This window comes from Mycoplana sp. MJR14 (assembly GCF_029210525.1).
Taxonomy (GTDB): Bacteria; Pseudomonadota; Alphaproteobacteria; order Rhizobiales; family Rhizobiaceae; genus Mycoplana.
The window spans coordinates 107,376-132,498 of record NZ_JARGEO010000009.1; the positions used below are offsets into that span (position 1 = coordinate 107,376).

General features: G+C 67.8%; 24 protein-coding genes. 14 read left to right on the forward strand and 10 right to left on the reverse strand.

Annotated elements, in window-relative coordinates:
* Positions 1–281 precede the first annotated feature (281 nt).
* Positions 282–1,553 (forward strand): sugar MFS transporter, encoded by a 1,272-nt coding sequence (locus P0086_RS19350; protein ID WP_275788727.1) that lies wholly within the window; start codon positions 282–284, stop codon positions 1,551–1,553.
* A gap of 92 nt (positions 1,554–1,645) precedes the next feature.
* Here the strand turns inward: P0086_RS19350 and P0086_RS19355 are convergent, their stop codons facing one another.
* On the reverse strand, positions 1,646–3,499 hold the full coding sequence (locus P0086_RS19355; protein ID WP_148151106.1) for an ABC transporter ATP-binding protein: 1,854 nt from the start codon (positions 3,497–3,499) through the stop codon (positions 1,646–1,648).
* Positions 3,500–3,906: 407 nt separating this feature from the next.
* Here P0086_RS19355 and P0086_RS19360 point away from each other — a divergent pair, with 407 nt between their 5' ends.
* On the forward strand, positions 3,907–4,368 hold the full coding sequence (locus P0086_RS19360; RefSeq protein WP_275788501.1) for a tRNA (cytidine(34)-2'-O)-methyltransferase: 462 nt from the start codon (positions 3,907–3,909) through the stop codon (positions 4,366–4,368).
* A 16-nt stretch (positions 4,369–4,384) separates the two neighbouring features.
* Here the strand turns inward: P0086_RS19360 and P0086_RS19365 are convergent, their stop codons facing one another.
* Complete coding sequence (locus P0086_RS19365) at positions 4,385–4,957, reverse strand: NAD(P)H-dependent oxidoreductase (protein WP_275788504.1); 573 nt, start codon at positions 4,955–4,957, stop codon at positions 4,385–4,387.
* A gap of 74 nt (positions 4,958–5,031) precedes the next feature.
* Between P0086_RS19365 and soxR the strand changes: the two genes are divergently transcribed.
* Positions 5,032–5,490 carry a redox-sensitive transcriptional activator SoxR gene (gene soxR, locus P0086_RS19370; protein ID WP_148151103.1) on the forward strand — a complete coding sequence of 153 codons (459 nt, stop codon included), beginning with the start codon at positions 5,032–5,034 and terminating at the stop codon, positions 5,488–5,490.
* A 67-nt stretch (positions 5,491–5,557) separates the two neighbouring features.
* On the opposite strand, the gene P0086_RS19375 is transcribed toward soxR, so the two are convergent.
* The 3 genes from P0086_RS19375 to P0086_RS19385 form a co-directional block, all read right to left on the reverse strand.
* A complete protein-coding gene (locus tag P0086_RS19375; protein WP_275788509.1) occupies positions 5,558–6,838 on the reverse strand; it encodes a hemolysin family protein in 1,281 nt (426 codons plus the stop codon).
* Positions 6,839–6,901: 63 nt separating this feature from the next.
* Entirely contained in the window at positions 6,902–8,104 is a 1,203-nt protein-coding gene (locus P0086_RS19380) for an MFS transporter (RefSeq protein WP_275788512.1), read from the reverse strand.
* Between the two features lie 142 nt (positions 8,105–8,246).
* On the reverse strand, positions 8,247–8,507 hold the full coding sequence (locus P0086_RS19385) for a hypothetical protein (RefSeq protein WP_112611839.1): 261 nt from the start codon (positions 8,505–8,507) through the stop codon (positions 8,247–8,249).
* A 177-nt stretch (positions 8,508–8,684) separates the two neighbouring features.
* Here P0086_RS19385 and hemF point away from each other — a divergent pair, with 177 nt between their 5' ends.
* The 3 genes from hemF (at position 8,685) to P0086_RS19400 (ending at position 10,382) form a co-directional block, all read left to right on the forward strand.
* A complete protein-coding gene (gene hemF, locus P0086_RS19390) occupies positions 8,685–9,596 on the forward strand; it encodes an oxygen-dependent coproporphyrinogen oxidase (protein WP_112600896.1) in 912 nt (303 codons plus the stop codon).
* Positions 9,597–9,779: 183 nt separating this feature from the next.
* Positions 9,780–10,022 carry a hypothetical protein gene (locus P0086_RS19395; protein ID WP_275788517.1) on the forward strand — a complete coding sequence of 81 codons (243 nt, stop codon included), beginning with the start codon at positions 9,780–9,782 and terminating at the stop codon, positions 10,020–10,022.
* A 174-nt stretch (positions 10,023–10,196) separates the two neighbouring features.
* A complete protein-coding gene (locus P0086_RS19400) occupies positions 10,197–10,382 on the forward strand; it encodes a DUF1059 domain-containing protein (protein ID WP_112600898.1) in 186 nt (61 codons plus the stop codon).
* A 180-nt stretch (positions 10,383–10,562) separates the two neighbouring features.
* Here P0086_RS19400 and P0086_RS19405 read toward each other — a convergent pair whose 3' ends face one another.
* Genes P0086_RS19405 through P0086_RS19415 form a run of 3 tightly spaced genes read right to left on the reverse strand, consistent with a single transcriptional unit; the run spans position 10,563 to position 13,071 of the window.
* Entirely contained in the window at positions 10,563–11,822 is a 1,260-nt protein-coding gene (locus P0086_RS19405) for a CCA tRNA nucleotidyltransferase (protein WP_275788519.1), read from the reverse strand.
* Entirely contained in the window at positions 11,819–12,451 is a 633-nt protein-coding gene (locus P0086_RS19410; RefSeq protein WP_112600001.1) for a CoA pyrophosphatase, read from the reverse strand. Before P0086_RS19410 ends, P0086_RS19405 begins: the two co-directional genes overlap by 4 nt.
* A complete protein-coding gene (locus P0086_RS19415; protein WP_112600000.1) occupies positions 12,448–13,071 on the reverse strand; it encodes a DUF1285 domain-containing protein in 624 nt (207 codons plus the stop codon). The genes P0086_RS19410 and P0086_RS19415 overlap by 4 nt, the downstream gene beginning before the upstream one ends.
* Before the next feature lie 162 nt (positions 13,072–13,233).
* Here P0086_RS19415 and P0086_RS19420 point away from each other — a divergent pair, with 162 nt between their 5' ends.
* From P0086_RS19420 to P0086_RS19435, 4 genes are read left to right on the forward strand one after another with little or no spacing between them, the layout of a single operon-like run.
* A complete protein-coding gene (locus P0086_RS19420; RefSeq protein ID WP_112599999.1) occupies positions 13,234–14,247 on the forward strand; it encodes a MoxR family ATPase in 1,014 nt (337 codons plus the stop codon).
* A 12-nt stretch (positions 14,248–14,259) separates the two neighbouring features.
* Complete coding sequence (locus P0086_RS19425) at positions 14,260–15,180, forward strand: DUF58 domain-containing protein (protein WP_112599998.1); 921 nt, start codon at positions 14,260–14,262, stop codon at positions 15,178–15,180.
* Positions 15,177–17,990: a DUF4159 domain-containing protein gene (locus tag P0086_RS19430; protein WP_275788522.1), complete on the forward strand. Its 2,814-nt coding sequence runs from the start codon at positions 15,177–15,179 to the stop codon at positions 17,988–17,990. Before P0086_RS19425 ends, P0086_RS19430 begins: the two co-directional genes overlap by 4 nt.
* Positions 17,991–20,060 carry a hypothetical protein gene (locus P0086_RS19435; protein ID WP_275788525.1) on the forward strand — a complete coding sequence of 690 codons (2,070 nt, stop codon included), beginning with the start codon at positions 17,991–17,993 and terminating at the stop codon, positions 20,058–20,060.
* 27 nt (positions 20,061–20,087) lie between these two features.
* Here the strand turns inward: P0086_RS19435 and P0086_RS19440 are convergent, their stop codons facing one another.
* Positions 20,088–20,636 carry an N-acetyltransferase gene (locus P0086_RS19440; protein ID WP_112599995.1) on the reverse strand — a complete coding sequence of 183 codons (549 nt, stop codon included), beginning with the start codon at positions 20,634–20,636 and terminating at the stop codon, positions 20,088–20,090.
* Between the two features lie 285 nt (positions 20,637–20,921).
* Between P0086_RS19440 and P0086_RS19445 the strand changes: the two genes are divergently transcribed.
* Positions 20,922–21,920, forward strand: coding sequence for a glutathione S-transferase family protein (locus P0086_RS19445; RefSeq protein ID WP_148179643.1), 999 nt, complete (start codon positions 20,922–20,924; stop codon positions 21,918–21,920).
* An 8-nt stretch (positions 21,921–21,928) separates the two neighbouring features.
* Here the strand turns inward: P0086_RS19445 and P0086_RS19450 are convergent, their stop codons facing one another.
* Positions 21,929–22,420, reverse strand: a complete 492-nt coding sequence (locus P0086_RS19450; RefSeq protein ID WP_112611831.1) for an NUDIX domain-containing protein — start codon at positions 22,418–22,420, stop codon at positions 21,929–21,931.
* A gap of 189 nt (positions 22,421–22,609) precedes the next feature.
* On the opposite strand from P0086_RS19450, the gene P0086_RS19455 reads away from it, so the two are divergent.
* The 3 genes from P0086_RS19455 (at position 22,610) to P0086_RS19465 (ending at position 25,073) form a co-directional block, all read left to right on the forward strand.
* A complete protein-coding gene (locus P0086_RS19455; protein WP_112599992.1) occupies positions 22,610–23,524 on the forward strand; it encodes a metallophosphoesterase in 915 nt (304 codons plus the stop codon).
* Between the two features lie 184 nt (positions 23,525–23,708).
* Entirely contained in the window at positions 23,709–24,227 is a 519-nt protein-coding gene (locus tag P0086_RS19460; protein WP_112599991.1) for an RNA polymerase sigma factor, read from the forward strand.
* Between the two features lie 3 nt (positions 24,228–24,230).
* Positions 24,231–25,073 carry an anti-sigma factor gene (locus P0086_RS19465; RefSeq protein ID WP_275788533.1) on the forward strand — a complete coding sequence of 281 codons (843 nt, stop codon included), beginning with the start codon at positions 24,231–24,233 and terminating at the stop codon, positions 25,071–25,073.
* Positions 25,074–25,123 lie beyond the last annotated feature (50 nt).

Below are 25,123 nucleotides of genomic sequence, written 5' to 3' on the forward strand. Positions count from 1 at the left end.
CTTCGCATTTGCAAAAAGAATAACCCTTTAGAATCAGTGCCGCGCCCATTGGTAACATCGATGTTACCGTGCAAATGCGCTTGCGCCGGCGGCCGCTTTTGACAATAGAACCGGCTGTTCCTGGACAGAATTGCGAAGGATTTCCTCCCCTCCCGCCTGCATTTCATCCGGTTCGAACTTTGGGCAGCCCCCAGTACATGCCGGCACCGCCTCCCGGCGCCTCCCTCCGGCATGACGATCTGCCCGACAACACGAGTATCGAGGTCCAAATCTTGGTAGCACTGCCGAACAATTCTACGAATGCGAGCGCCGCGCGTCCCGAAGGCGCCGCATCGTCCCACCGGTTTGCGCTGGTCGCGCTCACCTCGCTCTTCTTCATGTGGGGTTTCATCACCTGCCTCAACGACATTCTGGTTCCACACCTGCGCAACGTCTTCTCGCTGAACTACACGCAGTCGATGCTGATCCAGTTCTGCTTCTTCGGCGCCTATTTCCTGGTGTCGCTGCCGGCCGGCGCCATCGTCCGCCGCATCAGCTACAAGGGCGGCATCGTGCTCGGCCTCGTGGTCGCGGCGATCGGCTGCGCGCTGTTCGTGCCCGCCGCCTCCTACCGCGCCTATCCGCTCTTCCTCGGCGCGCTGTTCGTGCTGGCGAGCGGCATCACCCTCTTGCAGGTGGCCGCCAATCCCTACGTTACCGTGCTCGGCCCGCCGGACACCGCCGCAAGCCGCCTGACCATGACGCAGGCGTTCAATTCGCTCGGCACCACGCTCGCGCCGATGTTCGGCGCGCTCCTGATCCTCGGCAGCGCGGCGGCCGCCACCGCCGGCATGACGCCCGAGCAGGCCGACGCGCTGAAGACGGCCGAGGCTGCCGCTGTCAAGATGCCCTATCTCGGCCTCGCCGCCGCCTTCCTGCTGCTGGCCGCGGTGTTTGCCGCATTGAAGCTGCCGCAGGTCGACGCCTACGACGAGGTGGCGCCGATCACCGATACCGGCTCGGCCTGGAGCCACCGCCATCTCGTCCTTGGCGCGATCGGCATCTTCGTCTATGTCGGCGCGGAGGTCAGCATCGGCAGCTTCCTCGTCAACTTCCTCGGCGAACAGGCGATCGCCGGCATGCCGGAGGCCGAGGCCGCCCACTATGTCGCCTATTTCTGGGGCGGTGCGATGGTCGGCCGCTTCATCGGTTCCCTCGCCATGCGCTACGTCGACGACGGCAGGGCGCTGGCCTTCAACGCCGCCGCCGTGATCGCGCTGCTGCTCGCCACCGTGTTCACCTCCGGCAGCCTTGCCATGTGGGCGGTGCTCGCGATCGGCCTGTTCAACTCGATCATGTTCCCGACGATCTTCTCGCTCGGGCTCTACGGCCTCGGCCGCCACACCAGCCAGGGCTCGGGCATCCTCTGCCTCGCGATCGTCGGCGGCGCCCTCATCCCCGTCGCCATGGGCGCGCTTGCCGATGCGATCGGCATCCAGCACGCCTTCCTGCTGCCGGTCGCCTGCTATCTCTACATCGCCTATTACGGCCTGAAGGGCCACAAGCCGACCTGAGGCGTTCCCGCTCGTTGCAGCGTGGAAAAAGGAAACGGCGCGCTCCGCAAGGGGCGCGCCGTCCGCATTCGGCCCGACGGATGGCGGCGACGCTATTCCGCCGCCGCCTCGCTCTTTTCGTCGTCGGCGATGAAGCCGCCGGACTGGCGGGTCCACAGGTCGGCATAGATGCCGCCCTTCGCCACGAGCTCGGCGTGGGTGCCCATCTCGTGGATGTGCCCCTTGTCGAGGACCACCAGCCGGTCCATCTCCGTCAGCGTCGACAGGCGGTGGGCGATCGCGATCACCGTCTTGCCCTCCATCAGCGCGAACAGGTTCTCCTGGATCGCCGCCTCGACCTCGGAATCGAGCGCCGAGGTCGCCTCGTCGAGGATCAGGATCGGCGCGTCCTTGAGGAACACGCGGGCGATCGCGATGCGCTGGCGCTGGCCGCCGGAGAGCTTGACGCCACGCTCGCCGACCTGCGCGTCCAGCCCCTTGCGGCCGTGCATGTCGACCAGGTCCTCGATGAAGCCCCAGGCATTGGCGCGTTTCGCCGCCTCGATGATCTCCGCATCGCTCGCCTCCGGACGGCCGTAGGCGATGTTGTCGCGGATCGAGCGGTGCAGCAGCGAGGTATCCTGCGTGACGACGCCGATCTTGCCGCGCAGGCTGTCCTGCGTGACTTTCGAGATGTCCTGCCCGTCGACGGTGATCTTGCCCTTCTCCAGGTCGTAGAAGCGAAGCAGAAGGTTCATCATCGTCGTCTTGCCGGCGCCCGAGCGACCGACCAGGCCGATCTTCTCGCCCGCCCGGATCGACAGCGACAGGTCGTTGATGACGCCCTTGGTCTTGCCGTAGTGGAAGCCGACGCCCTCGAATTCGATCGCGCCCCTCTTCGCTTCCAGCGCCGCGGCCTGCGGGTGGTCGGTGATGTCGTGCGCCGTCGTCATCATGCCCATGCCGTCATAGACGGTGCCGATGTTCTCGAACAGCGCCGAGACTTCCCACATGATCCACTGCGACATGCCGTTGATGCGCATGGCAAGGCCGATCGCGATCGCGATCGCGCCGACCGAGATCGCCCCGTTCAGCCAGAAGCCGATCGACAGCGTCGCGATCGCAAACAGCGCCACGCAGTTGTTGAGGTAGACGAGCACATGGAACATCGTCACCTTGCGCATCTGCCGGTGCACCGTCTGCAGGAATTCGTCCATGCCGTTGCGGGCATAGTCCTCCTCGCGGCCGGCATGCGAGAACAGCTTGACGGTGGCGATGTTGGTGTAGCTGTCGACGATCCGGCCCGTCATCATCGAGCGGGCGTCGGCCTGTTCGGAGGAGATCTTGCGCAGCTTCGGCACGAAGTACCAGACGATCGCCACGTAGATCGCCACCCAGATGATCAGTGGCGCCACCAGCCGGATGTCGGCACTCGCCACCACCGCGATCATCGTGACGAAATAGGTGACGACGTAGACGAACACGTCGAGGATCTTCATCACCGTCTCGCGCACGGCGAGCGCGGTCTGCATCACCTTGGTGGAGACGCGGCCGGCGAACTCGTTGGCGAAGAAGGTCATGCTCTGGCGCAGGAGGTAGCGGTGCATCTGCCAGCGCGCGATCATCGGATAGTTGCCGAGCAGCACCTGGTGCATGATCAGGGAATCGAGCGTCACCACCAGCGGCAGGCCCACCAGCACGATCGCCCCCATCCAGAAGAGCCGCGTGCCCTCCGCCTGAAGGAAGTTGGCGCGGTCGGCATTCGACAGCCAGTCGACGATGTTGCCGAGGAACTGGAACAGCATGACTTCGCCGACGGCGATCAGCGCGGTCAGGACCGCCATCGTGACGAGCCAGGGGGCGGCCGGCTTCGTGTAATGCCAGCAGAAGGCGAAGAGGCCCTTGGGCGGCAGCTTCGGCTCCTCGGAAGGATAGGGATTCAGTCTGCTTTCAAACCAGCCGAACATGGTGGTTCTTTCTCCGAAAGGGGTCCGGTAACTCCCGGTTGTGGTCCACCGGATCGGCAGGCGGACGCGTCGGGATCACCGGGGGACTGCAGGGCGGCGAAGGGCGCCGGATGCGGTCGATTGAAAATTGCAGGTCGGGAAGAGCGCCGGGCGCCTAGGCGAGACGGGGACGAATGCCGCCAAGGAGGCGTGGTCGATAAGCTTCATCCATCCGGCTGCCTCCCTGTTCTCGCGCTGAAGATGACGCTTGTTACCCTGAATTGCGTAAATTTGCCAGCGCTTTCCGCCCGCGAACGCATCAGAGGCCCCGTTTCTGTTGCCCGATCGGCACAGGCGTCCGCCGCCCGCCACGGCCACCTGTGGCCGCCCCCCTTTGGCGCGGCGGCCGATTGCGCTATGGCAGGGGCATGTCCGACCTGCGCATCGCCCTCTACCAGCCCGACATCGCCGGCAACACCGGCACCATCTTGCGGCTCGCCGCCTGCCTCGGCCTCGGCGTCGACGTCATCGAGCCGGCTGGCTTTGACATTTCCGACCGCAGCCTGAAACGCGCCGGCATGGACTACCTCGCCGCAGTGACGCTGACCCGCCACGTCACCTGGGAGCGCTTCGAGGAATGGCGGGCTGCCGCCGGCCGGAGGCTCGTGCTCGCCTCGACGAAGGCGGCCACGCCCTATGTCGACGTCGCCTACCGCACCGACGACATCCTGCTCTTCGGCCGCGAGAGCGCCGGCGTGCCGGACCCGGTGCACGATCGCGCCGACCTGCGCGTGCTCATCCCGATGGTCGAAGGCCAGCGCTCGATCAACGTCGCCATGTCGGCGGCGATGATCGCCGGCGAGGCGCTGCGGCAGACGGGCTTCGCCTGAGCGCCGCGGTCGCGCGTCAGGCAGCCGCACTGTCGTAGACCGTTTCCGCGCGCGCGTTCCTGAGCGCCCTCGCCCACCAGAACAGCCGCCGCATCATGACGATCAGCGGCCCCTTCATCTGCGCCGGCCGGAAGGGATGGCCCTGCGAATCGAACTGCGACCAGACATGGGCGAGGCTCACCGTGTCGCGGATGGCGACCGCATGCAGCTCGGCGAACACCTGCCGCAGCTGCTCGACCGCGCGCAGGCCGCCCGAGATTCCGCCATAGGACACGAAGGCCACGGGCTTGGCGTGCCAGGGCCGGTAGGCGCTGTCGATCATCGCCTTCAGCACGGCCGGATAGCCGTGATTGTATTCCGGCACGAGGATCAGGAACGCGTCCGCCATTTCCAGCTTCGCCTCGATCGCCGCCGCCGACAGTTCGTCCGGCCCCTTGCCGGAAAAGGTCAGCTCGGCCGGATCGAGGATCGAAACCTCGCAGCCGCCCAGCTCGCGCAGCTCCGACAGCACCCAGTCTGCGACCGTGTCGCAGAAACGCCCCTCGCGGGCGCTGCCATAGATCAACGTGACGCGGATAGTCTCTTTCATGCCGTGGCTCCCTTGTTCCATTGTGCGGAGCCGATGCTATAAAACCTCAACCATAGTTGAGGTCAACAGCCGCCATGCGGAAAACCGAAGCCAGCAATGTCCCGTTCGAACTCAGCGTCGGCGAGGTCGCCGCCCGCAGCGGCGTCGCCGTCTCGACCCTGCATTTCTACGAGGCGAAGGGGCTGATCCGCAGCAACCGCAACCGCGGCAACCAGCGCCGCTACCCGCGCTCGATCCTGCGCCGGGTGGCCGTCATCAAGATCGCCCAGAAGACGGGGATACCGCTGTCGGAGATCGCCGACGCGCTGTCGGCGCTGCCGCACGACCGGCCGGTGACGGCGGAGGACTGGCACGCGCTGTCCGCCGGCTGGCGCCGGCTGCTGGACGCGCGCATTGCCCGGCTGACCGCGCTCCGCGACCAGCTGGAAGGCTGCATCGGCTGCGGCTGCCTGTCGATGCAGGACTGCCCGCTGCGCAATCCGCATGACACGCTCGGCAGGGACGGGACAGGCGCGCGGCTGATCGATCCGTGATCGCCGCACGGCGATGCCCGCGCCAGGGGCGCGGGGATTTCGCCAGATCCGGGATGCCAGGGGCGAACTAAAGCCTGCTGGCGAGCAGCTTGTCGATCCGCCGGCCGTCCATGTCGACGATTTCGAACTGCCAGCCCTGGGTCTGGGCGACCTCGCCGGTGACCGGCAGGTGCTGCAGCACGTCGATGATCAGGCCGGCCACCGTCTGGTAGCTGCGGTTTTCCGGCAGCGACAGGCCGAAGCGGTCCGCCAGTTCGTCGATCGGCATGGAACCGGAGATCAGCCACGAACCGTCGGCACGCTCGACGGCATAGTCGTCCTCCTCGCCCTCGCCGATATCGGAGCGGAACACGCCGGCGATTGCTTCCAGCACGTCGGCCGGCGTCAGCACGCCCTCGAAGTGGCCGTACTCGTCGTGGACGAGCAGCATCGGCACGTCCGACGAGCGCAGCGCCTCCAGGACGCGCATCGCATCCATGCCGTCGGGAATGACCGGCGCCTGGCGGATATGGCTGCGGATGTCGAACGCCGCGCCCGAGGCGATCGCCGGCAGCAGTTCGCGCGTCTGCAGGACGCCGATGATCGATTCGATGCCATTCTCGCTGACCGGCAGGCGCGAGTGCTGGCTGCTGAAGATCTGCTGGCGGATCTCCTGGGGGTCGTCGGAGAGATCGATCCAGTCCACGTCCTTGCGCGGCGTCATCAACCCGCGCGCCTCGCGGTCGGAAAAGCGCATCACGCCGGCGATCATGCTCTGCTCGCCGCTCTCGATGACGCCCGCGGCCTCGGCTTCCGCCATCACCGCCTTGATCTCCTCGTCGGTGACGACGCTTTCCGGCGCCTCGTGCAGGCCGAACATGCGGAAGATGACCTTGGTCGAGCCGTCCAGCAGCCAGACGAACGGGCCGCCGACCTTCGACAGCAGCGCCATGCCGGGCGCCACCATGCAGGCGAAGCGCTCGGGATTGCGCAACGCGATCTGCTTGGGAACGAGTTCGCCGACGACGACCGAGAGGTAGGTGATGAGCGTGATGACGATGCCGTAGCCGAGCGGGCCGGCGAGCCAGGGCGGAACGCCGGAATCAAGCAGGATCGTGCCCAGCCGCCCGCCGAGCGCGGCACCGGAGACGGCACCGGCGAGGATGCCGACGAGCGTGATGCCGATCTGCACGGTGGACAGGAATTTTCCGGGATTGTCGGCCAGCCGGATGGCGGCTTCGGCTCCCCGCCGCCCCTGGACGGCCATCGTTTTCAGCCGGACCCTGCGCGACGAGACGATGGAGAGTTCGGAAAGGGCAAAGAGACCGTTGATGACGATAAGAAGAAATGCGATCGCAAGCTCGAACAAGCGGTGTTCGCCGGACGCATTGATCGAACCGGCACCTTTCTGCTGTTTCAGATGCGGCGCAATCTAAGGGGCGCGTGGTTCGCGGTCAATGCAATCCTTGTCGGCCTGCGGGCGAAACCCGTTGAGGGCGGCGAGGCAGGCGAGCGTGCCGATCGAGAGCGCGAGCGCGACCAGCAGCGCCGCCCGGCTGCCCCAGCCGTCGATCGCGAAGCCGAAGAAGGGCGGCGCCGCCGCAAACGCCAGGTTCAGCGGCAGGCCGGCCCGGGCGATCAGCCTGGCATAGTCCGCGCCCTGGAAGAAGACGAGCGGCAGCGTCGCCCGGCTGACCGCCAGCGCACCGCTGGAAAGGCCGTAGAGCAAAAGGAACGCGACGATCGACCAGGGAGCGCCGGCGCCCATGAGCAGGACGAGAAGCGACAGCGGCATCAGGCAGCCTGCGACGAGCCCGGTGGTCAGCCCGTCCCAGCGATTGCCGCCGAGGAAATCGATCAGCCGCGCCGACATCTGCACCACGCCGATCATCGACGCGAAACCGACGGCGAGCCCCGCCGGGACCGACAGATCGCGAAACAGCGCGATGACGACGAGCTGGAAGCCCCAGGTGATGAAACCGTTCAGCGCGACCGCCCCGACGATCAGGCCCATGACCAGCCGGGATCGACGGCCTTCCGGGCCGCGGCGGGCATGTTCGCCCCCCGTCCCGGCAGCAGGCGGCCGCACGGCCGGCAGCCCGAAACAGGTCAGCGGCACCACGACGAGCAACATGACGGCGCCGAAGGCTGCGTACGTCGCCCGCCAGCCCAGCGCATCCTGCAGGAACGCCGTCATCGGCCAGGAGACGGTGGGCGCCAGCGCCATGGCGAGCATCTGCGCCCCGATCGCCCGCCGGGCCGCGGCCGCGAAGGCTTGCGACAGGTAGACGTGCGCCGCGTTCGTCAGCGCCCCTGCCCCGGCAAGGCCGAGCACCGCCCAGCCGGCATAGTGGACCGCAGGGGCCTGCGCGATGGCGAGCAGGCCGAACCCCGGGACCGCCGCGAGGCTTCCGGCGATCAGGACGATCCGCGGGTCGTGTCGCCGATAGAGCGAAGCCGTCGCCGGCGACGCCACCGCCATCGCGACCAGCATCACCGACGGGCCGAGGAACACGGCGGCCGACGTCAGGCCGAGGTCGACGGCGATCGCGTCGCCCAGCACCGAAACCGCCATGAACATGGTGGCCCAGGCCAGGATCTGGGTGATGGAAAGGATGGCGACGGCGCGAAGCATGGGGAGACAATCCGGTGGAAGGCTCTCCTAGCCCATGCTTCGAGCCGCGGGTATGTCCACAGCGCTACAACTCACGGGAAAAACAAACAACGCCGCGGCACAGCGCCGTCCGCCTGCACACGCGGCCGTCGTCCGGTCGCGCTCAGTCGGCGCTCGGCAGCCGCCGCATGGTGAACTCGATCCGGTCGCCTTCCAGCGGTCGCCAGCTTTCCACTTCGGTCCAGTAGGCCGCCTTCGGCCAGGTCTCGAACCACTCGCGCGCCTTCTGGCGCGCGGCATCGCGTTCGAGCTGGTAGGTCTCGCGGACAAAATGGCCCTTCTGCTGCGCGGTGCGCGCCTGTCTGCTCTGTTCGATCCGCCGCTTCAGGCCGTCGAGCGGCGGTGGACCTGGAATACGCGCCATTCAGAAAGCCTCCGGCAGCACATTCATGGAAGCAAGATAGGATGCCGGCGCGCCTTTGGCGAGTCCCACCTGTCCGGCCGCCGCGGGCAAAGGTTGCCAAAGGGCGGCGAAAAATGGGAAATGTGGCATGAAGCAGAATCGGCCGCGCAATGCGGCCCCCCAAAGCGGGAAGAGACGATGGAACGACCGGAGCTGCCAAAGGGCCTGCCGGACGACATAGCGGAGCGCAAGACACGCGCGCGGGCATGGTTCGAGAGCTTGCGCGACCAGCTCTGCGCGGCCTTCGAGGCGCTCGAGGACGAGCTCGAGGGGCCGTTGAGCGACCGCGAGCCGGGACGGTTCGTCGGGCGCGACTGGCAGCGCGAGGAAGGCGACGGCGGCGGCGGCCGCATGTCGATGATGTCCGGCCGCGTCTTCGAGAAGGTCGGCATCCACACATCCACCGTGCAGGGCGAGTTCTCGCCGGAGTTCCGCGGACAGATCCCCGGCGCCAACGACGATCCGCGCTTCTGGGCATCCGGCATCTCGCTGATCGCCCATCCGGTCAATCCGAACGTGCCGACCGTGCACATGAACACGCGCATGGTCGTCACCACCAGCCACTGGTTCGGCGGCGGCGCCGACCTGACCCCGATGCTCGGACGCCGGCGCGTCCAGACGGATCCCGACACGGTGCTGTTCCACCGTGCCATGGAGATCACCTGCGGCCGGCACCAGGTCGCCGACTATCCCAAGTTCAAGGCCTGGTGCGACGAATACTTCTTCCTCAAGCACCGGGGCGAACCGCGCGGCGTCGGCGGCATCTTCTACGACTGGCTGCACTCGCCCAAGGAGGCCGGCGGCTGGGAGGCCGACTTCGCCTTCACCCAGGATGTCGGCCGCGCCTTCGGCCTCGTCTATCCGAAGATCGTCCGTTCCAACTTCAACAACGGCTGGACCGAAGAGGAACGCGACGAGCAGCTCGTGCGCAGGGGACGGTACGTGGAATTCAACCTGCTCTACGACCGCGGCACGATCTTCGGGCTGAAGACCGGCGGCAACGTGGACTCCATCCTGTCGTCCATGCCGCCGGTGGTTCGCTGGCCTTGACTGTCGCCCTGGCGCTGGCCCTGACGCTGGCTCTGATCCGGCCCTGCACCTGGTCCCGACCGGTCCGGGGCGAAAATTCGGCTCACGCGAAGTTGCGCTGGATCAACGCTCCCTGACGCATACCGGACTAGTCTTTCGTATGATAGGATTGTCCCCGCATGGTTCCATCGGAGGAGGGTTATCATGACGAATACGACTGCCGGCACCCCGAGGGGCGAGGAGAAAGCGCTCGGAACCGCCGATCTCATCCATCGCATCGCTGAGAACATGCGCATCGCCAGCGGCACCAGCCTGCCGCCGGAATACTATCTGCAACAGGCCCGCCGGCAACTGGCAGGCCAGCAAACCGCGGCAAAGTCATCCCCCAGGGCAAAGGACCAGGACCAACAGTCGTCGGCCTGCTTCGACGCATGGGCAAAGCGCTGAAGGCAGCGCTTCCGCGGGGCGGAACCACACCGTCCGTTCCGCGTTGCCTTCGCACCACGTCCTGATCCGGCCAACGGTCGAACGGGACGGCAGAACAGACCAAGCAAGGACAACCTGCCAGGCAACAACAAGCTGCCAGCCAGGAACACTGGCAAGAACATAGGGAGAGATGCCATGAGACTGTTCGAATGTGGAACGCTCGTCCCCGGTTGCGAGTGGCATACGCGCGCCGACAACGATGCGGAAGTCGTCCGCCGCGTGGTCGAGCACATGCGCACCGCCCATGGCGAAACCGTCATTCGCGAGAACATGGTCGAAAACATCAAGGCCAGGATCGTCGACGAGAAGGTGAGTGCCTGAAAGGCATCGCTGACAGGCACCGCTGACGGGCCTCGTTGAAAGCAATGATGACGGGCAACGCTCTTTCCGGCGACCCGACCGGCGCCGCGCAACGGCCTGCGCGGCGTTTCGCTGTGCGGTGGCCGTTCGCATCCGCAGCCGACCCAGCCCTGCTCGTCGGGCCCTTATCCTGCCCCGCCGTCAGGCGTCCTTCGCCAGCGTCTCCAGCCGGGCCATCAGCGCTGCGCGGTCGAGGGTGAAATTGCCCTCCACCCATTCCGTCTCCAGCGCGCCCAGCACCTTGCCGACCGCCGGGCCGGCCGCGACGCCGGCCGCGAGCACGTCGGCGCCGGACAGCGGGAAAGCCGGACGCGTCCAGCCTGACGCACGCGTCAGCAGCCGCTGCAGGCGGGCGCTCTCCGCCATCGCCTGCGGATCGTCCGCAGCCTTCGAGCGCACGAGCGCCAGCGCCAGCTTCAGTCGCGTCGTCAGCCCCTCGCGCCCGGTGCGGTAGAGCATGCGGTCGAAGGCGGTCTCGGCGATCGTCTTCGGAATGTCGGGCGCTGCGGCCCAGTCCGCCAGATAGGCGGCTTCCGCGCGCGACAGCCGCAGGCGCTGCGCCAGGGCGGAAAGCCGCTCAGCATCCGGCGGCACCATCGCCGCAAGCCGGAGAAGCGGGTCCGGTTCCCACTTCAGCGCCTGTTCCGCAGCCACCAGCGCCGGGATGGCGTCGATGCCCCACTTCTCGGTCTCGGGCAGAATGGCGGTCAGCACGCCGGACTGCCGCATCCACAAGAGCGCGCGGAACGGATCGGCGGCGGTCAGAAGCTTCTTGGTCTCCGACCAGACCCGCTCGGCCGAAAGGGACGCGAGCTTGTCCTTCGCCCGCGCGCAGGCCCTCAGCCCGTCCGCGTCGGGGCGGCCGCCGCCGTAGAAGGCGAAGAAGCGGAAGAAGCGCAGGATCCGCAGGTGATCCTCGGCGATCCTCTGCGCCGCATCGCCGATGAACCGCACCGTCCGCGTCTCGATGTCCGGCAGCCCGCCCACCAGGTCGATCACCTCGCCGTCGGCTGTCGCATAGAGCGCGTTGATCGTCAGGTCGCGCCGTTCGGCATCCTGCTGCCAGTCCGTGCCGAACGCCACCTGCGCCCGGCGGCCGTCCGTCTCCACGTCCCGGCGCAGCGTCGTCACCTCGAAGGGCGTTCCGCTCGCCACCAGCGTCACGGTTCCATGCTCGATTCCCGTCGGCACCGCCTTGATCCCGGCAGCCCTGGCGCGCGCGACCACCTCCTGCGGCACGAGCGTGGTGGCGATATCGACGTCGCCCGCCGGCACGCCCATCAATGCGTTGCGCACCGCCCCGCCGGCGATGCGGGCCTCGCCGCCGTCGGCATTGAGCAGGTCGAGCACGCGCCGCAGCGCCGGTTGCCGGAACCAGTCCTGATCCGATAGCGACGTCATGCATAGAGCCTTTCATAGATCACCCGCACGATGCCGGCGGTGATTCCCCAGATGTTCCGCCCCTCGTAGGGCATGCGATAGTAGTGCCGCTCGCCGCCGAGCCAGACGCCGCTGCCGGTCTCGTGGTTCTCCGGGTTCATCAGGAACGACAGCGGCACCTCGAACACGTCGTCGACCTCGACGGGGTTGAGCGTCAGCGAAAAGCCCGGCTGCACCACCGCCAGCACCGGGGTGATGCGAAAGCCCGAGAGCGCCATGTAGTCCGGCAGGCGCCCGACCGGCTCCACCAGCCGGCGGTCGAGCCCGATCTCCTCCTCCGCCTCGCGCGCCGCGGCCGCCTCGACGTCATGGTCGTCCTCGTCCACCGCCCCGCCCGGGAAGGCGATCTGGCCGGAATGCTTGCGCAGCGACGCGGTGCGCTGCGTGAAGATCAGCCGGGCATCGTCGCCCTCGTCCACCGCCGCGACCAGCACCGCCGCGTCCTTCAGCTTCATGTCCTCAACATGCGCGATCGTCGCCGGGTTCAGCTTGGCATCGCCGCTCTCCCGCCAACTGTCGGCGGTGATCGTCCGCGACTGCAAAATGGCACGGCGCCGGAACTCGGCCGCACTGTAGAGGGGAAGGCTCATCGCGAAACCGCTTCCAGCTCTGCCGCCGGCATGATCGGAAAGACGGCGCCGCCCGAGCGGACGGCGAACATCTCCGTTCCCTCTACCGCGATCGTCTCGCCGAGGGCGACGATGTCGTACATGACCGGCCGCGAAACGAGCGCCTCCAGACGGCCCCTGACGTGCAGGTAGGGCTTCAATTCTTTGTTATCGCCATGGATGACGAAACGCAGCGGATGGTCGCTGCCGGCCTCGACCACATCGCCGACATTGGTGCGGAACGTCAGCACCTGAGTCTCCCCTTCCCCCACCGCTTCCATCTCGACGGCGACGAACGGCGCGTCGACGACGCGGATGCCGACCTTTTCCACAGGTGTTACGAGACAGGTCCTGCCGTCCTCCTCGCGCCGCAACACCGTGGAAAACAGCCGCACCAGCGGCGCCCGGCCGATCGGCGTGCCCATGTAGAACCAGGTGCCGTCGGCCCTGATCTCCATGTCGATGTCGCCGCAATCGGGAGGATTCCACTTCTCGACGGGCGGCAGGCCCCGCTTTTGGTCGCCTTTGTCGGCTGCGGCGCGCGCGATCAGCGCCGCCAGTCCCGCCGCATCGCCCGAAGCCTGAATATCGCCCTTCGCCATTGTTCCGTCCCGGTTGGCCCCTATCTCAAGCTATTGTGACGAGATAGTCATTTCATCATGGCTTGTCAGCAGCAGGCGAGCCGATAAGCTCAACAATCGACCGTTGGAGCGACAGCAGCTTCGGCCCTGCGGCAGGCCTAAACCGGTAATCTGGAGACGACCATGGGCGTGATGACATCCTCCGAAGCAGCTCTCGACGAAAAGGCCGTGATCGCCGCCGCCGAACGCGCGCTTTCCGACATCGCCAGGGTACGCCAGGAGGTCGGCAAGGTCATCTTCGGCCAGGAAAGCGTGGTGGAGCAGACGATGCTCGCCGTCCTCTCCGGCGGCCATGCGCTGCTGGTCGGCGTGCCGGGCCTCGCCAAGACCAAGCTGGTCTCCACGCTCGGCACCGTGCTCGGCCTCGATTCCAGCCGCATCCAGTTCACCCCCGACCTGATGCCGTCCGACATCCTCGGCTCGGAGGTGATGGACCAGGACGAGAACGGCCGGCGCTCGTTCCGTTTCGTCCCCGGCCCGATCTTCACCCAGCTCCTGATGGCCGACGAGATCAACCGCGCCTCGCCGCGCACGCAGTCTGCGCTTCTCCAGGCGATGCAGGAATACCACGTGACCGTCGCCGGCCGCGCCAACGACCTGCCCCGCCCCTTCCACGTGCTGGCGACGCAGAACCCGCTGGAGCAGGAGGGGACCTATCCTCTGCCCGAGGCCCAGCTCGACCGGTTCCTGCTGCAGGTCGACGTGCACTATCCCGACCTCGCCGCCGAGCGGCGCATCCTGCTCGAGACGACCGGGCTCGCCGAGGCCGAGGCGGGCCAGGCGCTCACCGCCGAACGCCTGCAGGAAATCCAGATGCTGATCCGCCAGATGCCGATCGGAGAGACGGTGCTCGACGCGATCCTCGCCCTCGTCCGCTCCGCCCGCCCGGGGCACGGCAATGCCGAGACCGACAAGCAGGTCGCCTGGGGTCCCGGCCCGCGCGCCGGACAGGCGCTGATGCTCTGTGCCCGCGCCCGCGCCCTCTACGAGGGGCGCCTGGCGCCCTCCATCGACGACGTGCTGGCCCTTGCCGAGCCCGTGCTGCAGCACCGCATGGCGCTGACCTTCGCCGCCCGCGCCGAGGGCATCTCGGTGCGCGACGTCATCGCCTCGCTGGTCCGGCAGGCCCGCGGCTGACGGAGGCGCTTCATGGCCGCCATCGGAACCATTGTAGAGCGGACGCCGTCGGCCGAAGTGCTTTCCCGGGCGCAGGCCCGCGCGGTCCTCATCCCGGACTGCCTGGTCGAGGCGCGCCGCCTCGCCAACACCGTCATCGCCGGCTGGCACGGCCGCCGCAAGCGCGGCATCGGCGAGAATTTCTGGCAGTTCCGCCCCTATGTGGATGGCGAGAGCCTCGCGCGCATCGACTGGCGGCGCTCCGCCCGCGACGACCACACCTATGTGCGCGACCGCGAATGGGAGGCCGCCCACACGATCTGGCTCTGGGCCGACCTGTCGCCGTCGATGATGTACAAGTCCACGCTCGGCAGCGTCTCCAAGGAGAGCCGCGCCCTCGTCATCATGCTGGCGCTGGCGGAGATCCTCGCCCGCTCCGGCGAGCGGATCGGCTGCCCCGGCGTGATGGAGCCGATCGCCGCGCGCAATGCGGCCGAACGGCTCGCCACCGCCCTGTCCCATAGCCCGCTCGCCGACGGCCTGCCGCGCACCGGCATGATCCGCGGCATGAGCGACATCGTCCTGATCGGCGACTTCCTCGACGCGCCGGACGCCATCATGGCGCGCCTCGCCCCGCTCGCCCGCCGCGGCCTGCGCGGCCACGTGGTCGAGATCGCCGATCCTGCCGAGGAACTCTTCCCCTATGCCGGGCGCACCGAGTTCACCGACCCCGAGACCGGCGAGAAGATGACGGCCGGCCGCGCCGAGACGCTGAAGGACGACTACAGCCGCGCCTACACGGCCCGCCGCACGGCGCTCGCCGACAGCCTGCGCCATCTCGGCTGGAGCTTCATCGCCCACCGCACCGACCACCTCGCCTCCGAAGCGCTCGTCGCAGTCCACATGTATCTCTCCGGCATGCCGGCGACCAAGGCGGCGGGAGATCGCCGATGAGCGGCCTTGCCTTCGCCTATCCCGCAGTCCTTACAGCCCTGGTCCTGCTGCCGGCGATCTGGTGGCTGCTGCGGCTCACCCCGCCGAAGCCCGTCGTCGAGGCCTTTCCGCCGTTCCGCATCCTGGCCTCCATCCTCAAGCGCGAGGAGACGCCGGCGCGCAGCCCGTGGTGGCTGACGCTGCTGCGCATGCTGATGGCCGCAGCCGTCATCCTCGCGATCGCCGACCCGGTCCTCAATCCGCGCGAGAACACGCTCGCCGGCTCCGGACCGCTGGTGCTGGTGATCGACAACAGCTGGGCCGCGGCCGGCGACTGGCAGCGCCGGATCGACACCGCGAACGCCATGGTGGACGACGCCGAGGCCCGCGACCTGCCGATCTCGGTGGTCTTCACCGTCGACCGCCAGAATGACGCGGTCCCGGCGGATGCGGCCACCGCCCGCACCCGGCTCGCCGCTGCCCAGCCGCGCCCGCTGCCCGCCCATCGCGCGCAGGCCGTCGCGGCACTCCAGACCGCGCTCGCCGGCACGCAGCCGGGGACGCTGGCCTTCCTTTCCGACGGCATCGCCGGCAGCGAGGCGGACGACACGGTCGCAGCGCTGCAGGCCCTGCGGCCCGCGCAACTGCGCCTCGTCGAGGGCGACGGTCGCGGCACGATCGCGCTGACCGACGCCAGCAACGATGCCGAGGCGATGGACGTCACCGCCAGCCGCCTTGCCGATGGCGAGGCGCGCACGCTGTCGATGACCGCACACGACACGCGCGGCCGGGCGATCGCCAACGGCACCCTGACCTTCGCCGCCGGTGCTTCGAGCGGTACCGGCAGCATCGCCGCCCCCTTCGAACTGCGCAACGATTTCGCCCAGGTGACGATCGACGGTCTTGCCACCGCCGGCGGCACCTACATGCTCGACGACGGCTTCCGCCGCCGCCGCGTCGCCCTGCTGACCGGCGAGACGCATGACGCGAGCCAGCCGCTGCTGTCCTCGCTCCACTACATCGAGCAGGCGTTGGCGCCCTATTCCGATCTCGTCCGGCCCAATGTCGCCGACCTTGCCGCCGGCATCCCCGAACTCTTGGAGCAGCGCCCCTCCGTCATCATCATGGCCGACGTCGGCCGCCTGCCGGAGGAGACCTACGCACCGCTGCAGCGCTGGATCGAGGCCGGCGGCATGCTGATCCGCTTCGCCGGTCCGCGGCTCGCCGCCGCCCCCGCCGACGACCCGCTGGTGCCGGTCGTCCTGCGCAAGGGCGAGCGCGCACTCGACGGCGCGCTGTCCTGGTCCGAACCGCAGCCGCTCGCCGACTACCCGCAGACGAGCCCCTTTGCCGGCATGCCGCGGGCAGGCGACGTGCTCGTCAAGCGGCAGGTCCTGGCCGAACCGACGCCCGACCTGCCGGAACGCACCTGGGCGAGCCTCGCCGACGGCACGCCGCTCGTGACCACCGGCAAGGTCGGCGCGGGCCGCATCGTGCTCTTCCATGTCAGCGCCGAGACCGGCTGGTCGAACCTGCCGCTGTCGGGCGATTTCGTCGAGATGCTTCGCCGCAGCGTCCAGCTGTCGCGCGGCGGCGGGGTCGCAGCGACCGGCGACACGCAGGGCCAGCACCTGCCGCCCTTCCGGCTGCTGACCGCGGTCGGCACGCTCACCACCGATACCGGCGAGGCGAAGCCGCTCGACCCGGCCGCAGCCGGCGCCGTGCCCGCCAGCGTCGACAATCCCCCCGGGCTCTACGGTTCGCAGGACGGCTTCTTGGCCCACAACCTGTTTCCGGCGGGAACGAACCTCGCGCCGCTGCCGGCCGCCGATGGCGCCGCCGTCACCCGCGAAAACCTGATCGGCCAGGTCGCGCAGTCATTGAAGCCGGCGCTGTTCCTGATCGCCACGCTTCTCCTGCTCGCCGATTGCCTGATCGTGCTGTTCATGAGCGGAGCCTTTGCCCGCCGCTTCCGGCCGGCCACCGCCCGTGGCGCAACCGCGCTCGCGCTGGCGGTCGGTCTCGGTGTTTCGCTCGCGGCCCTGTCGCCGGCGCCGTCATACGCCGACGACGCCAGGCCCGACGACGCCGAACTGCTCGAGCGGATGGACACCACCCACCTCGCCTATGTCGTCACCGGCGAGCCCGACGTCGATCGCGTCTCCGAGCGCGGGCTGGCGGGGCTGACCGAATTCCTGACCTACCGCACCACGCTCGAGCCCGGCGCGCCGGTGGCCGTCGACATCTCCAAGGACGAACTCGCCGTCTTTCCGCTGCTCTACTGGCCGGTGAGCGCCTCCGCCGACATGCCGACCTCGGCCACGATCAGCCGCATCGACGCCTACATGCGCAACGGCGGCACCGTGCTGTTCGACACGCGCGACCAGTTCTCCTCGCTGGAAAGCGGCGACACGAGCCCCAATACGCAGCGCCTGCGCGACATCCTGGCCAATCTCGACATTCCCCCGCTGGAACCCGTCCCGCCGGAGCACGTGCTCACCAAGTCGTTCTATCTTCTGTCGAATTTCCCCGGCCGCTTCACCGGTAGCCCGCTCTGGGTCGAGGCCGAGCTCGACCAGCAGCAGGATCCGAACCGCCCTGCCCGTGCCGGCGACGGCGTCTCCCCGATCATGATCACCGGCAACGACTTCGCCGGCGCCTGGGCCATCGACGACAACGGCATGGCGCTGCTGCCGACCGTGCCGCCGGACGAGACCCAGCGCGAGCACGCCTTCCGCTCGGGCGTCAACATCATGATGTACATGCTGACCGGCAACTACAAGGCGGACCAGGTCCACGTTCCCGCCCTCCTCGAAAGGCTGGGACAGTAGATGAACATCGCCTTCTCCCCCCTGCTGCCCTGGTCCGTGATCGGCGTCTTCGCGCTGGTCGCCGCAGCGCTTGCGATCTTCGGCCTGTGGCGCCGGGTGCGCGGCGCCGCGATCCGCACGCTCGCGCTGGCGCTGCTGCTGCTGGCGCTCGCCAACCCGGTGGTGATGAACGAGGAGCGCGAGGCGCTGTCCACCGTCGTCGCCGTCATCGTCGACCGCAGCCAGAGCCAGCAGAATGCCGATCGCACGGCGATGACCGATCAGGCGCTGGCCGAACTCAAGGAGCGGCTGGCCCGCTATCCGCGCATCGAGCCGCGCATCGTCGAGGCCGGCGACGACCCGGAATCCGATACCCCCTCGACCCGCCTGTTCGACGCGCTGACCTCGGCGCTTGCGGACGTCCCGCCCTCCCGCGTCGGCGGCGCCATCCTGCTGACCGACGGCCAGGTGCACGACATTCCCGATCCCGCCGCCTTCTCCAGCTTCGATGCGCCCGTGCACGCGCTGATCACCGGGCGGCCGGACGAATTCGACCGGCGCATCGAGGTGCTGAACGCGCCGCGCTTCGGCATCGTCGGCGAACCGCAGGAACTGAAGTTCCGCGTTACCGACGACGGCCGCAGCCCCGGCACGGCGGCGCGTGTGACCATCCGCCTCAACGGCAACGAGATCGCCTCCGAGACCGCAACCCCGGGTGCGGAGACGCCGTTCCGTTTCACCGTGCCGCGCGGCGGCAACAACGTGCTGGAATTCGTCGTCGATCCGGTCGAGGGCGAGATCACCACCGCCAACAACCGCGCCGTCCACGTCATCGACGGCATCCGCGAGAACCTGCGCGTGCTGCTCGTCTCCGGCGAGCCGCATGCCGGCGAACGCGCCTGGCGCAACCTTTTGAAGTCCGACACGGCGATCGACCTCGTCCACTTCACCATTCTGCGCCCGCCGGAAAAGCAGGACGGCACGCCGATCAACGAGCTGTCGCTGATCGCCTTCCCCACGCGCGAGCTGTTCGTCGACAAGATCAACGAATTCGACCTGATCATCTTCGATCGCTACCAGCACCGCGGCGTACTGCCGATCCTCTATTACGACAACATCGCCCAGTACGTGGAAAACGGCGGCGCGCTCCTGATCGCCGCCGGCCCGGAGCATGCCGGCGACGATTCCATCGCCTATACGCCGCTGTCGGTGGTCCTGCCGGCCACACCGACAGGCGTGATGAACGAGAAGGCCTTCTTCCCGAGGCTGTCCGAGCAGGGCAGGAAGCACCCGGTCACGCGCGGCCTGGAGGGCGCCCTCGACGAGCCGCCGCACTGGGGTCGCTGGTTCCGCACCGTCGACGTCGCAGCCCCCCAGGGCAACGTCGTCATGGAAGGCGCGGACAACAATCCGCTGCTGGTGCTCAATCGCTACGGCAAGGGCCGGGTCGCCATGCTGCTCTCCGACCAGGGCTGGCTGTGGGCGCGCGGCTTCGAGGGCGGCGGGCCGCATGTCTCGCTCTATCGCCGCACCGCCCACTGGCTGATGCAGGAACCGGCGCTGGAGGAGGAGGCGCTGACGGCGCGCGCCTTCGGCCGCACCCTGGAGATCACCCGCCAGACGATCAAGGAAGCGCCGGGGCCGGCGATGATGAAGCTGCCCTCCGGCGCAACGCGGCCGGTCGAACTGCGCGAGAGCGGCCCGGGCCTCTACAAGGCCGAAGTCAAGACCGCGGAAACCGGCCTCTACGAGATCGAGAACGAGGGCCTGACCGCGCTCGTGCATGTCGGTGCCGTCGATGCGCCGGAGTTCAAGGCGACCATTTCCACCACCCAGACCCTGGCGCCGCTCGCAGACAGCACCAAGGGCATCGTCCACCGGCTGGCCGACGAGGAGGGCAGTCTCAGGGTTCCCCCGCTCCTGCCGGTCTCCGGCGCCGTGCGCGCACCCGATCCACAGCGGCTGTCGCTACGGATGACCAACGAGACGGTGCTGAAGGGGATCGACAGCCTGCCGCTGTTCGCCGGCTTCGCCGGCGTCGGCCTGCTGCTGCTCGCCCTGTCGGCGACCTGGTATCGCGAGGGGCGGTAGAGCCTGTCGCGCCCGGCGCGGGCCACCTCAGCTTGCCTGTGCGAACGCGACCGGCTGGGCAGCCGCAATCACCTCGTCCGGCCGCCAGCCGATCTCGCCCTTCAGCCGCGCATGCGTATCGGCCGCGATCGGCACGACCAGCACCCGGTTGGGATCGACCGGCCCCGGGAAGGTCAGGGCGTTGTAGGCCACCTTTTCGAAGCCGAGCGGGCCGTAATAGGGCGGGTCGCCGACGAGGATGACGGCCTCGGAGCCCTTCCGCTTCGCCGCCTCCACCGCAATCCGCACCAGTTCCCGGCCGATGCCGCGGTTCTTGTGCGAGGGCCGCACGGCGAGCGGGCCGAGCAGGTGGCCCTTCACGGAACCGGCCGTCACCGGCGTCATCCGCACCGAGGCGATCGTCTCGCCGTCGTCGGCGCAGATGAAGGACAGCGAGAGGTCGTGCGGCCCCTGCTCGCGGATCCGCGCTGCGGCCCGCACATGCCGGCCGGGGCCGAAGGCTTCTTCGTTGATGAGTTCGATGGCTGCGTCATGGGACGCGTCTTCGGTCAGGTAGACGAGGTCGTGCTTGGGCATGGGAGCGGAAACCAAATGCGAGACAACAAAGGATGGCTTCGCCTCGAGAGAGGCGTCGAAAGCATCAGCGTCGTCGCGGGTTTCCTACAAAGAACATCGTTCTGTCCGAGCGTTCCGATCATCATGCCACGGCGGCATGAAATTCCTGACCAGCGCGGATAGCAGAAAAATGCCGGCTGTCAAAGCCCAAAACGCACTGTTCAGAAAATAGTGGCTATTCCATCTCAACCGTTCCGCTATCTAGAAAGCCAGGTAAACGCGGCGATGGAGCCGAAGGAGACAGGCATGGGAAAGCTGGTAGACGGCGTCTGGCATGACGTCTGGTACGATACGAAGTCCACCAGGGGCCACTTCCAGCGCGCGGCGTCGCAGTTCCGCAACTGGATCACCCCCGACGGCGCGCCCGGCCCCACGGGCGAAGGCGGATTTGCGGCGGAAGCCGGACGCTACCACCTCACTGTCTCGCTCGCCTGCCCCTGGGCGCACCGCACCCTGATCTTCCGCAAGCTCAAGAAGCTCGAGGATCTGGTTTCGGTCTCGGTCGTCGATCCGGTGATGCTGTCGAACGGCTGGGAGTTCAAGGCCCCCGGCGAAGGCGTGGACGGCGGCACCCTCGACCCGCTGTTCGGCGCTGCGACGCTGTGGCAGGTCTATCTGAAGGCCGATCCGCACTATAGCGGCCGGGTCACCGTTCCCGTTCTCTGGGACAAGAAGCAGAACCGGATGGTCTCCAACGAATCCGCCGAGATCATCCGCATGTTCAATTCCGCCTTCGACGGGATCACCGGCTCGCATGACGACTACTATCCGGCGCCGCTGCGCGCCGAGATCGACGCGCTGAACGAGACGATCTACGACACGGTCAACAACGGCGTCTACAAGGCCGGCTTCGCCACCACCCAGGACGCCTACGAGGAGAACGTCTGGAAGCTGTTTGCGACGCTGGATGCGCTGGAGGACCGGCTGGCCGGCCGGCGCTACCTGACGGGCGAGACGATCACCGAGGCCGACTGGCGCCTGTTCACCACGCTGGTGCGCTTCGATGCCGTCTATGTCGGCCACTTCAAGTGCAACATCCGCCGCATTGCCGACTACCCGAACCTGTCGGCCTATCTGCGCGACCTCTACCAGGTTCCGGGCGTGGCGGAGACGGTGAACCTCCACCACATCAAGACCCACTACTATCGCAGCCACCTGACCATCAATCCGACCGGGATCGTGCCCGCCGGTCCCGCGCTCGATTTCGCAGCCCCGCACGGCCGCGAGCGGCTGCTGGCCGCCTAGGCGAGACGCTACCAGAGGTCGGCCGGCACCGCCCGGCCGGCCACTTCGTCGAGGCGGCGCCGGGTCGCCGGCGTCGTTCCGGGCGGCAGGGCATCGGGGGCGAAGAACTGCGCCTCCAGGATCTCGCGGTCGGCCATCTTCGGCGCGCTCTGGCGCACGTTCCGGCAGACGTAGAAGATCACGTGGTCCCGCTTGCTGGTGCCGCGGTTGAAATAGACGTGGAAGAGCTGCGGCGGATCGCCGGCGAGGAGATTGCCCTCCTCGCGCAGCTCCTTCTCCAGCGCCTGCAGAGCCGTCTCGTGCCGCTCCACCCCGCCGCCGGGCAGGTGCCAGCCGGGAACGTAGCTGTGGCGCACGAGGAAGACGCGGCCTTCGGCGTCGAAACAGGCCGCGCGCACCCCGAGCGTCATGCCGCGGGCATAGGCGAAATAGCCGTGCACCACGCGCGTGACCAGTCGCGCCCACAGGTTCCGCATCTCCGGCGGCCGTTCGCTCTGCATCCGATCCTCTCTGCCTGCTCCGTTGCCTACGCTTGTCGCTGCCGCCGCCGAAATCAAGCTGCGCGGGTGAGCGGGCCGTCTTTGTCCACGGCCGGGCCCGCATGCGCAAGGGCGCCCCCGCCGCGCGCCCGGCAACGATTCCGCCCGCCCGGCATTTCCCTCGCCATCCAACTTGGTCTATGGAAGGTCATGTTCCGTCTCGCCCATATTTCCGACGTCCATCTCGGCCCCCTGCCCGCACTCTCCATTCTCGAACTGGCGTCGAAGCGCATCACCGGCTTCGTCAACTGGCATCGCAACCGCCGCCGCCACCTCTTTGCCAATACGCTCGACATCGTGATCAACGACATCGAGCGGCGCGACCCGGACCATCTCGCGATTACCGGCGACCTCGTCAACCTGGCCGCCAAGATCGAGATCGACACGGTGGCGAAGTGGCTGAGGGACGTCGGCACGCCGGAAAACGTCTCGGTCGTTCCGGGCAACCACGACGCCTATGTTCCGGGCGCCTACGAGCGGTCGACCCAGAGCTGGTACCCCTACATGCGCGGCGACGACGGGCCGTCCGGCTGGGACGAGGATTTCCACGTCTTTCCCTATCTGCGGGTGCGCGGCAACGTCGCCATCATCGGCTGTTCGACGGCAGTGGCCACGCCCCCTTTTGCCGCCAGCGGCTATTTCGGCCGGCGGCAGGCGCGCGAGACCGTCAACCTCTTGCGCGCCGCCGGCGAGGCCGGCCTGTTCCGCGTCGTCATGATCCACCACCCTCCGATCGACGGCGCCACCTCGTTCCACAAGCGCATGATCGGCATCCGCCGCTTCGCCGCCACCATCTCGTCGGGCGGGGCGGAACTGGTGCTGCACGGCCATACCCATCTCAACACGGTCCACTGGCTGAGGGACGCCGCAGGCCCCGTGCCCGTGGTCGGGATCGCCTCGGCCTCCCAGGGGCCGGGCGGGCACAAGCCGCCGGCCGGCTACAACATGTTTTCCATCTCCGGCAGTCCCGGCCGCTGGAACCTTCTGCGCGAGCGCTACGAACTCGACCAGTACGGAACCGACGTGCTGCTGGCCGAGACCACCCGCTTCCATGCCGGCGATTGAGGGCGGCAGCGCGCCTACCCGGACGACACCCTCACCAAAAGGACAGGCTTGAACGCCGGCACAGAAACTCCCTATCCTGAGCCGGTTTCAGCTTGCGCAGCACAGGGCGGATGCTTCATACCAGAAGCAGCATCCCGCTCACCGTGAATATTGACCGGATCTCGAACGTCCCCTTGGGAAGGCAATGCGTCAGTCGGCAGAATCAGATGAATTCCGGCGTGAATTGGTTGGTCTTCTGCCGAAATTGCGTCGCTTTGCCATGACGTTGACAAGAAACGCCAGCGATGCAGACGATCTCGTCCAGGAAGCCTGTGAACGCGCCATCACCCGCAGCCATCTCTGGAACGGGGAGGGACGGCTCGAGAGCTGGGTCTACGCCATGACCCGCAACCTCTGGGTGGACGAGGTCAGGAAACGGAAGGTCCGCACGGGGTCGGGAACCGTCGACTTTGCCGAGCAGGACGATCTGCACGTCGAGGCGTCCGCCGACAAGGCCGTCTACGCCAAGCAATTGCACAGATTGATCATGACCATGCCGGAAGGGCTCTCCGCCGTCTTCCTGCTCGTCAACGTCGAAGGACACAGCTACCGCGAGGCAGCCGACATCCTCGGGATTCCGATCGGCACGGTGATGAGCAGGCTCTCGACCGCACGCATACGCCTTGCCGCCATGATCTCCGAACAGACAGAAAGAAGGACCTGAGCTTTGGAAGGCACGCAGGGTCTACCGCTGGAAGTACGCCTGTCCGCCTATCTGGACGGACAGTTGACGCAGTCAGAGGTGCGCGAAATCGACGGGATCCTCGCGCGCGACGAAAAGGCCCGCACGCTCTTCAACCGCCTCAAGCTCGGCAGCGACCTCGGCCGGCAGGCCTTCGAGGACATGCTGCACGAACCGGTTCCGCTCGATCTCGTCCGCAGCATCAAGCAGGCCTCGATCGAGCTCGGACACGAGCGCGGTCCCGCCATGAAGGTCCTGCCCCCCAAGGAGGCGCCGGCGCGCGACGATCGCGCCCGCCTTGCGGCGGCCGGCCTGGCCCTGCTCCTCGCCGGAACCGGCGCCGGCTATCTGCTCGGGATCTGGAAACCGCCGCTGGCGGCGCCGGCAGCGCAGACCGAAACAGCGCGCAACTGGCTGGACGACGTCGCCGACTACCACAGCCTCTATGCCAGCCAGTCGCGCCATCTCGTCGAGGTGCCGGCCTCCGAAAGCCCGCACATCACCCAGTGGCTGACCAAGGTGGTCGGCGTCGATTTCACCATTCCCGATCTCAGCGACAGCGGCCTTTCCTTCGAGGGCGCACGCCTGCTCCTCGCCGGCGGCCGGCCGACGGGACAGCTGGTCTATCGCGATGCGGAGGGACAGGTCTTCGCCGTGTGCTTCCAGAAGGCCGATCCCGGCAGCGCGCGCACCGAACCCACAGGCACCATCCGAAACGGTCTCAACCTCGTCTCCTGGCAGGACCGCAACGCCTCCTTCGTGTTCGTCGGCCCGTCCTCGGAACCCGAACTGGACGCGCTGGCCGCCATGGTCGCCCAGACGATCTGAACACAGGCCTTTCTGCGTCCTCCCGGAAACGGCAAGGCCGCCCCGTTTCC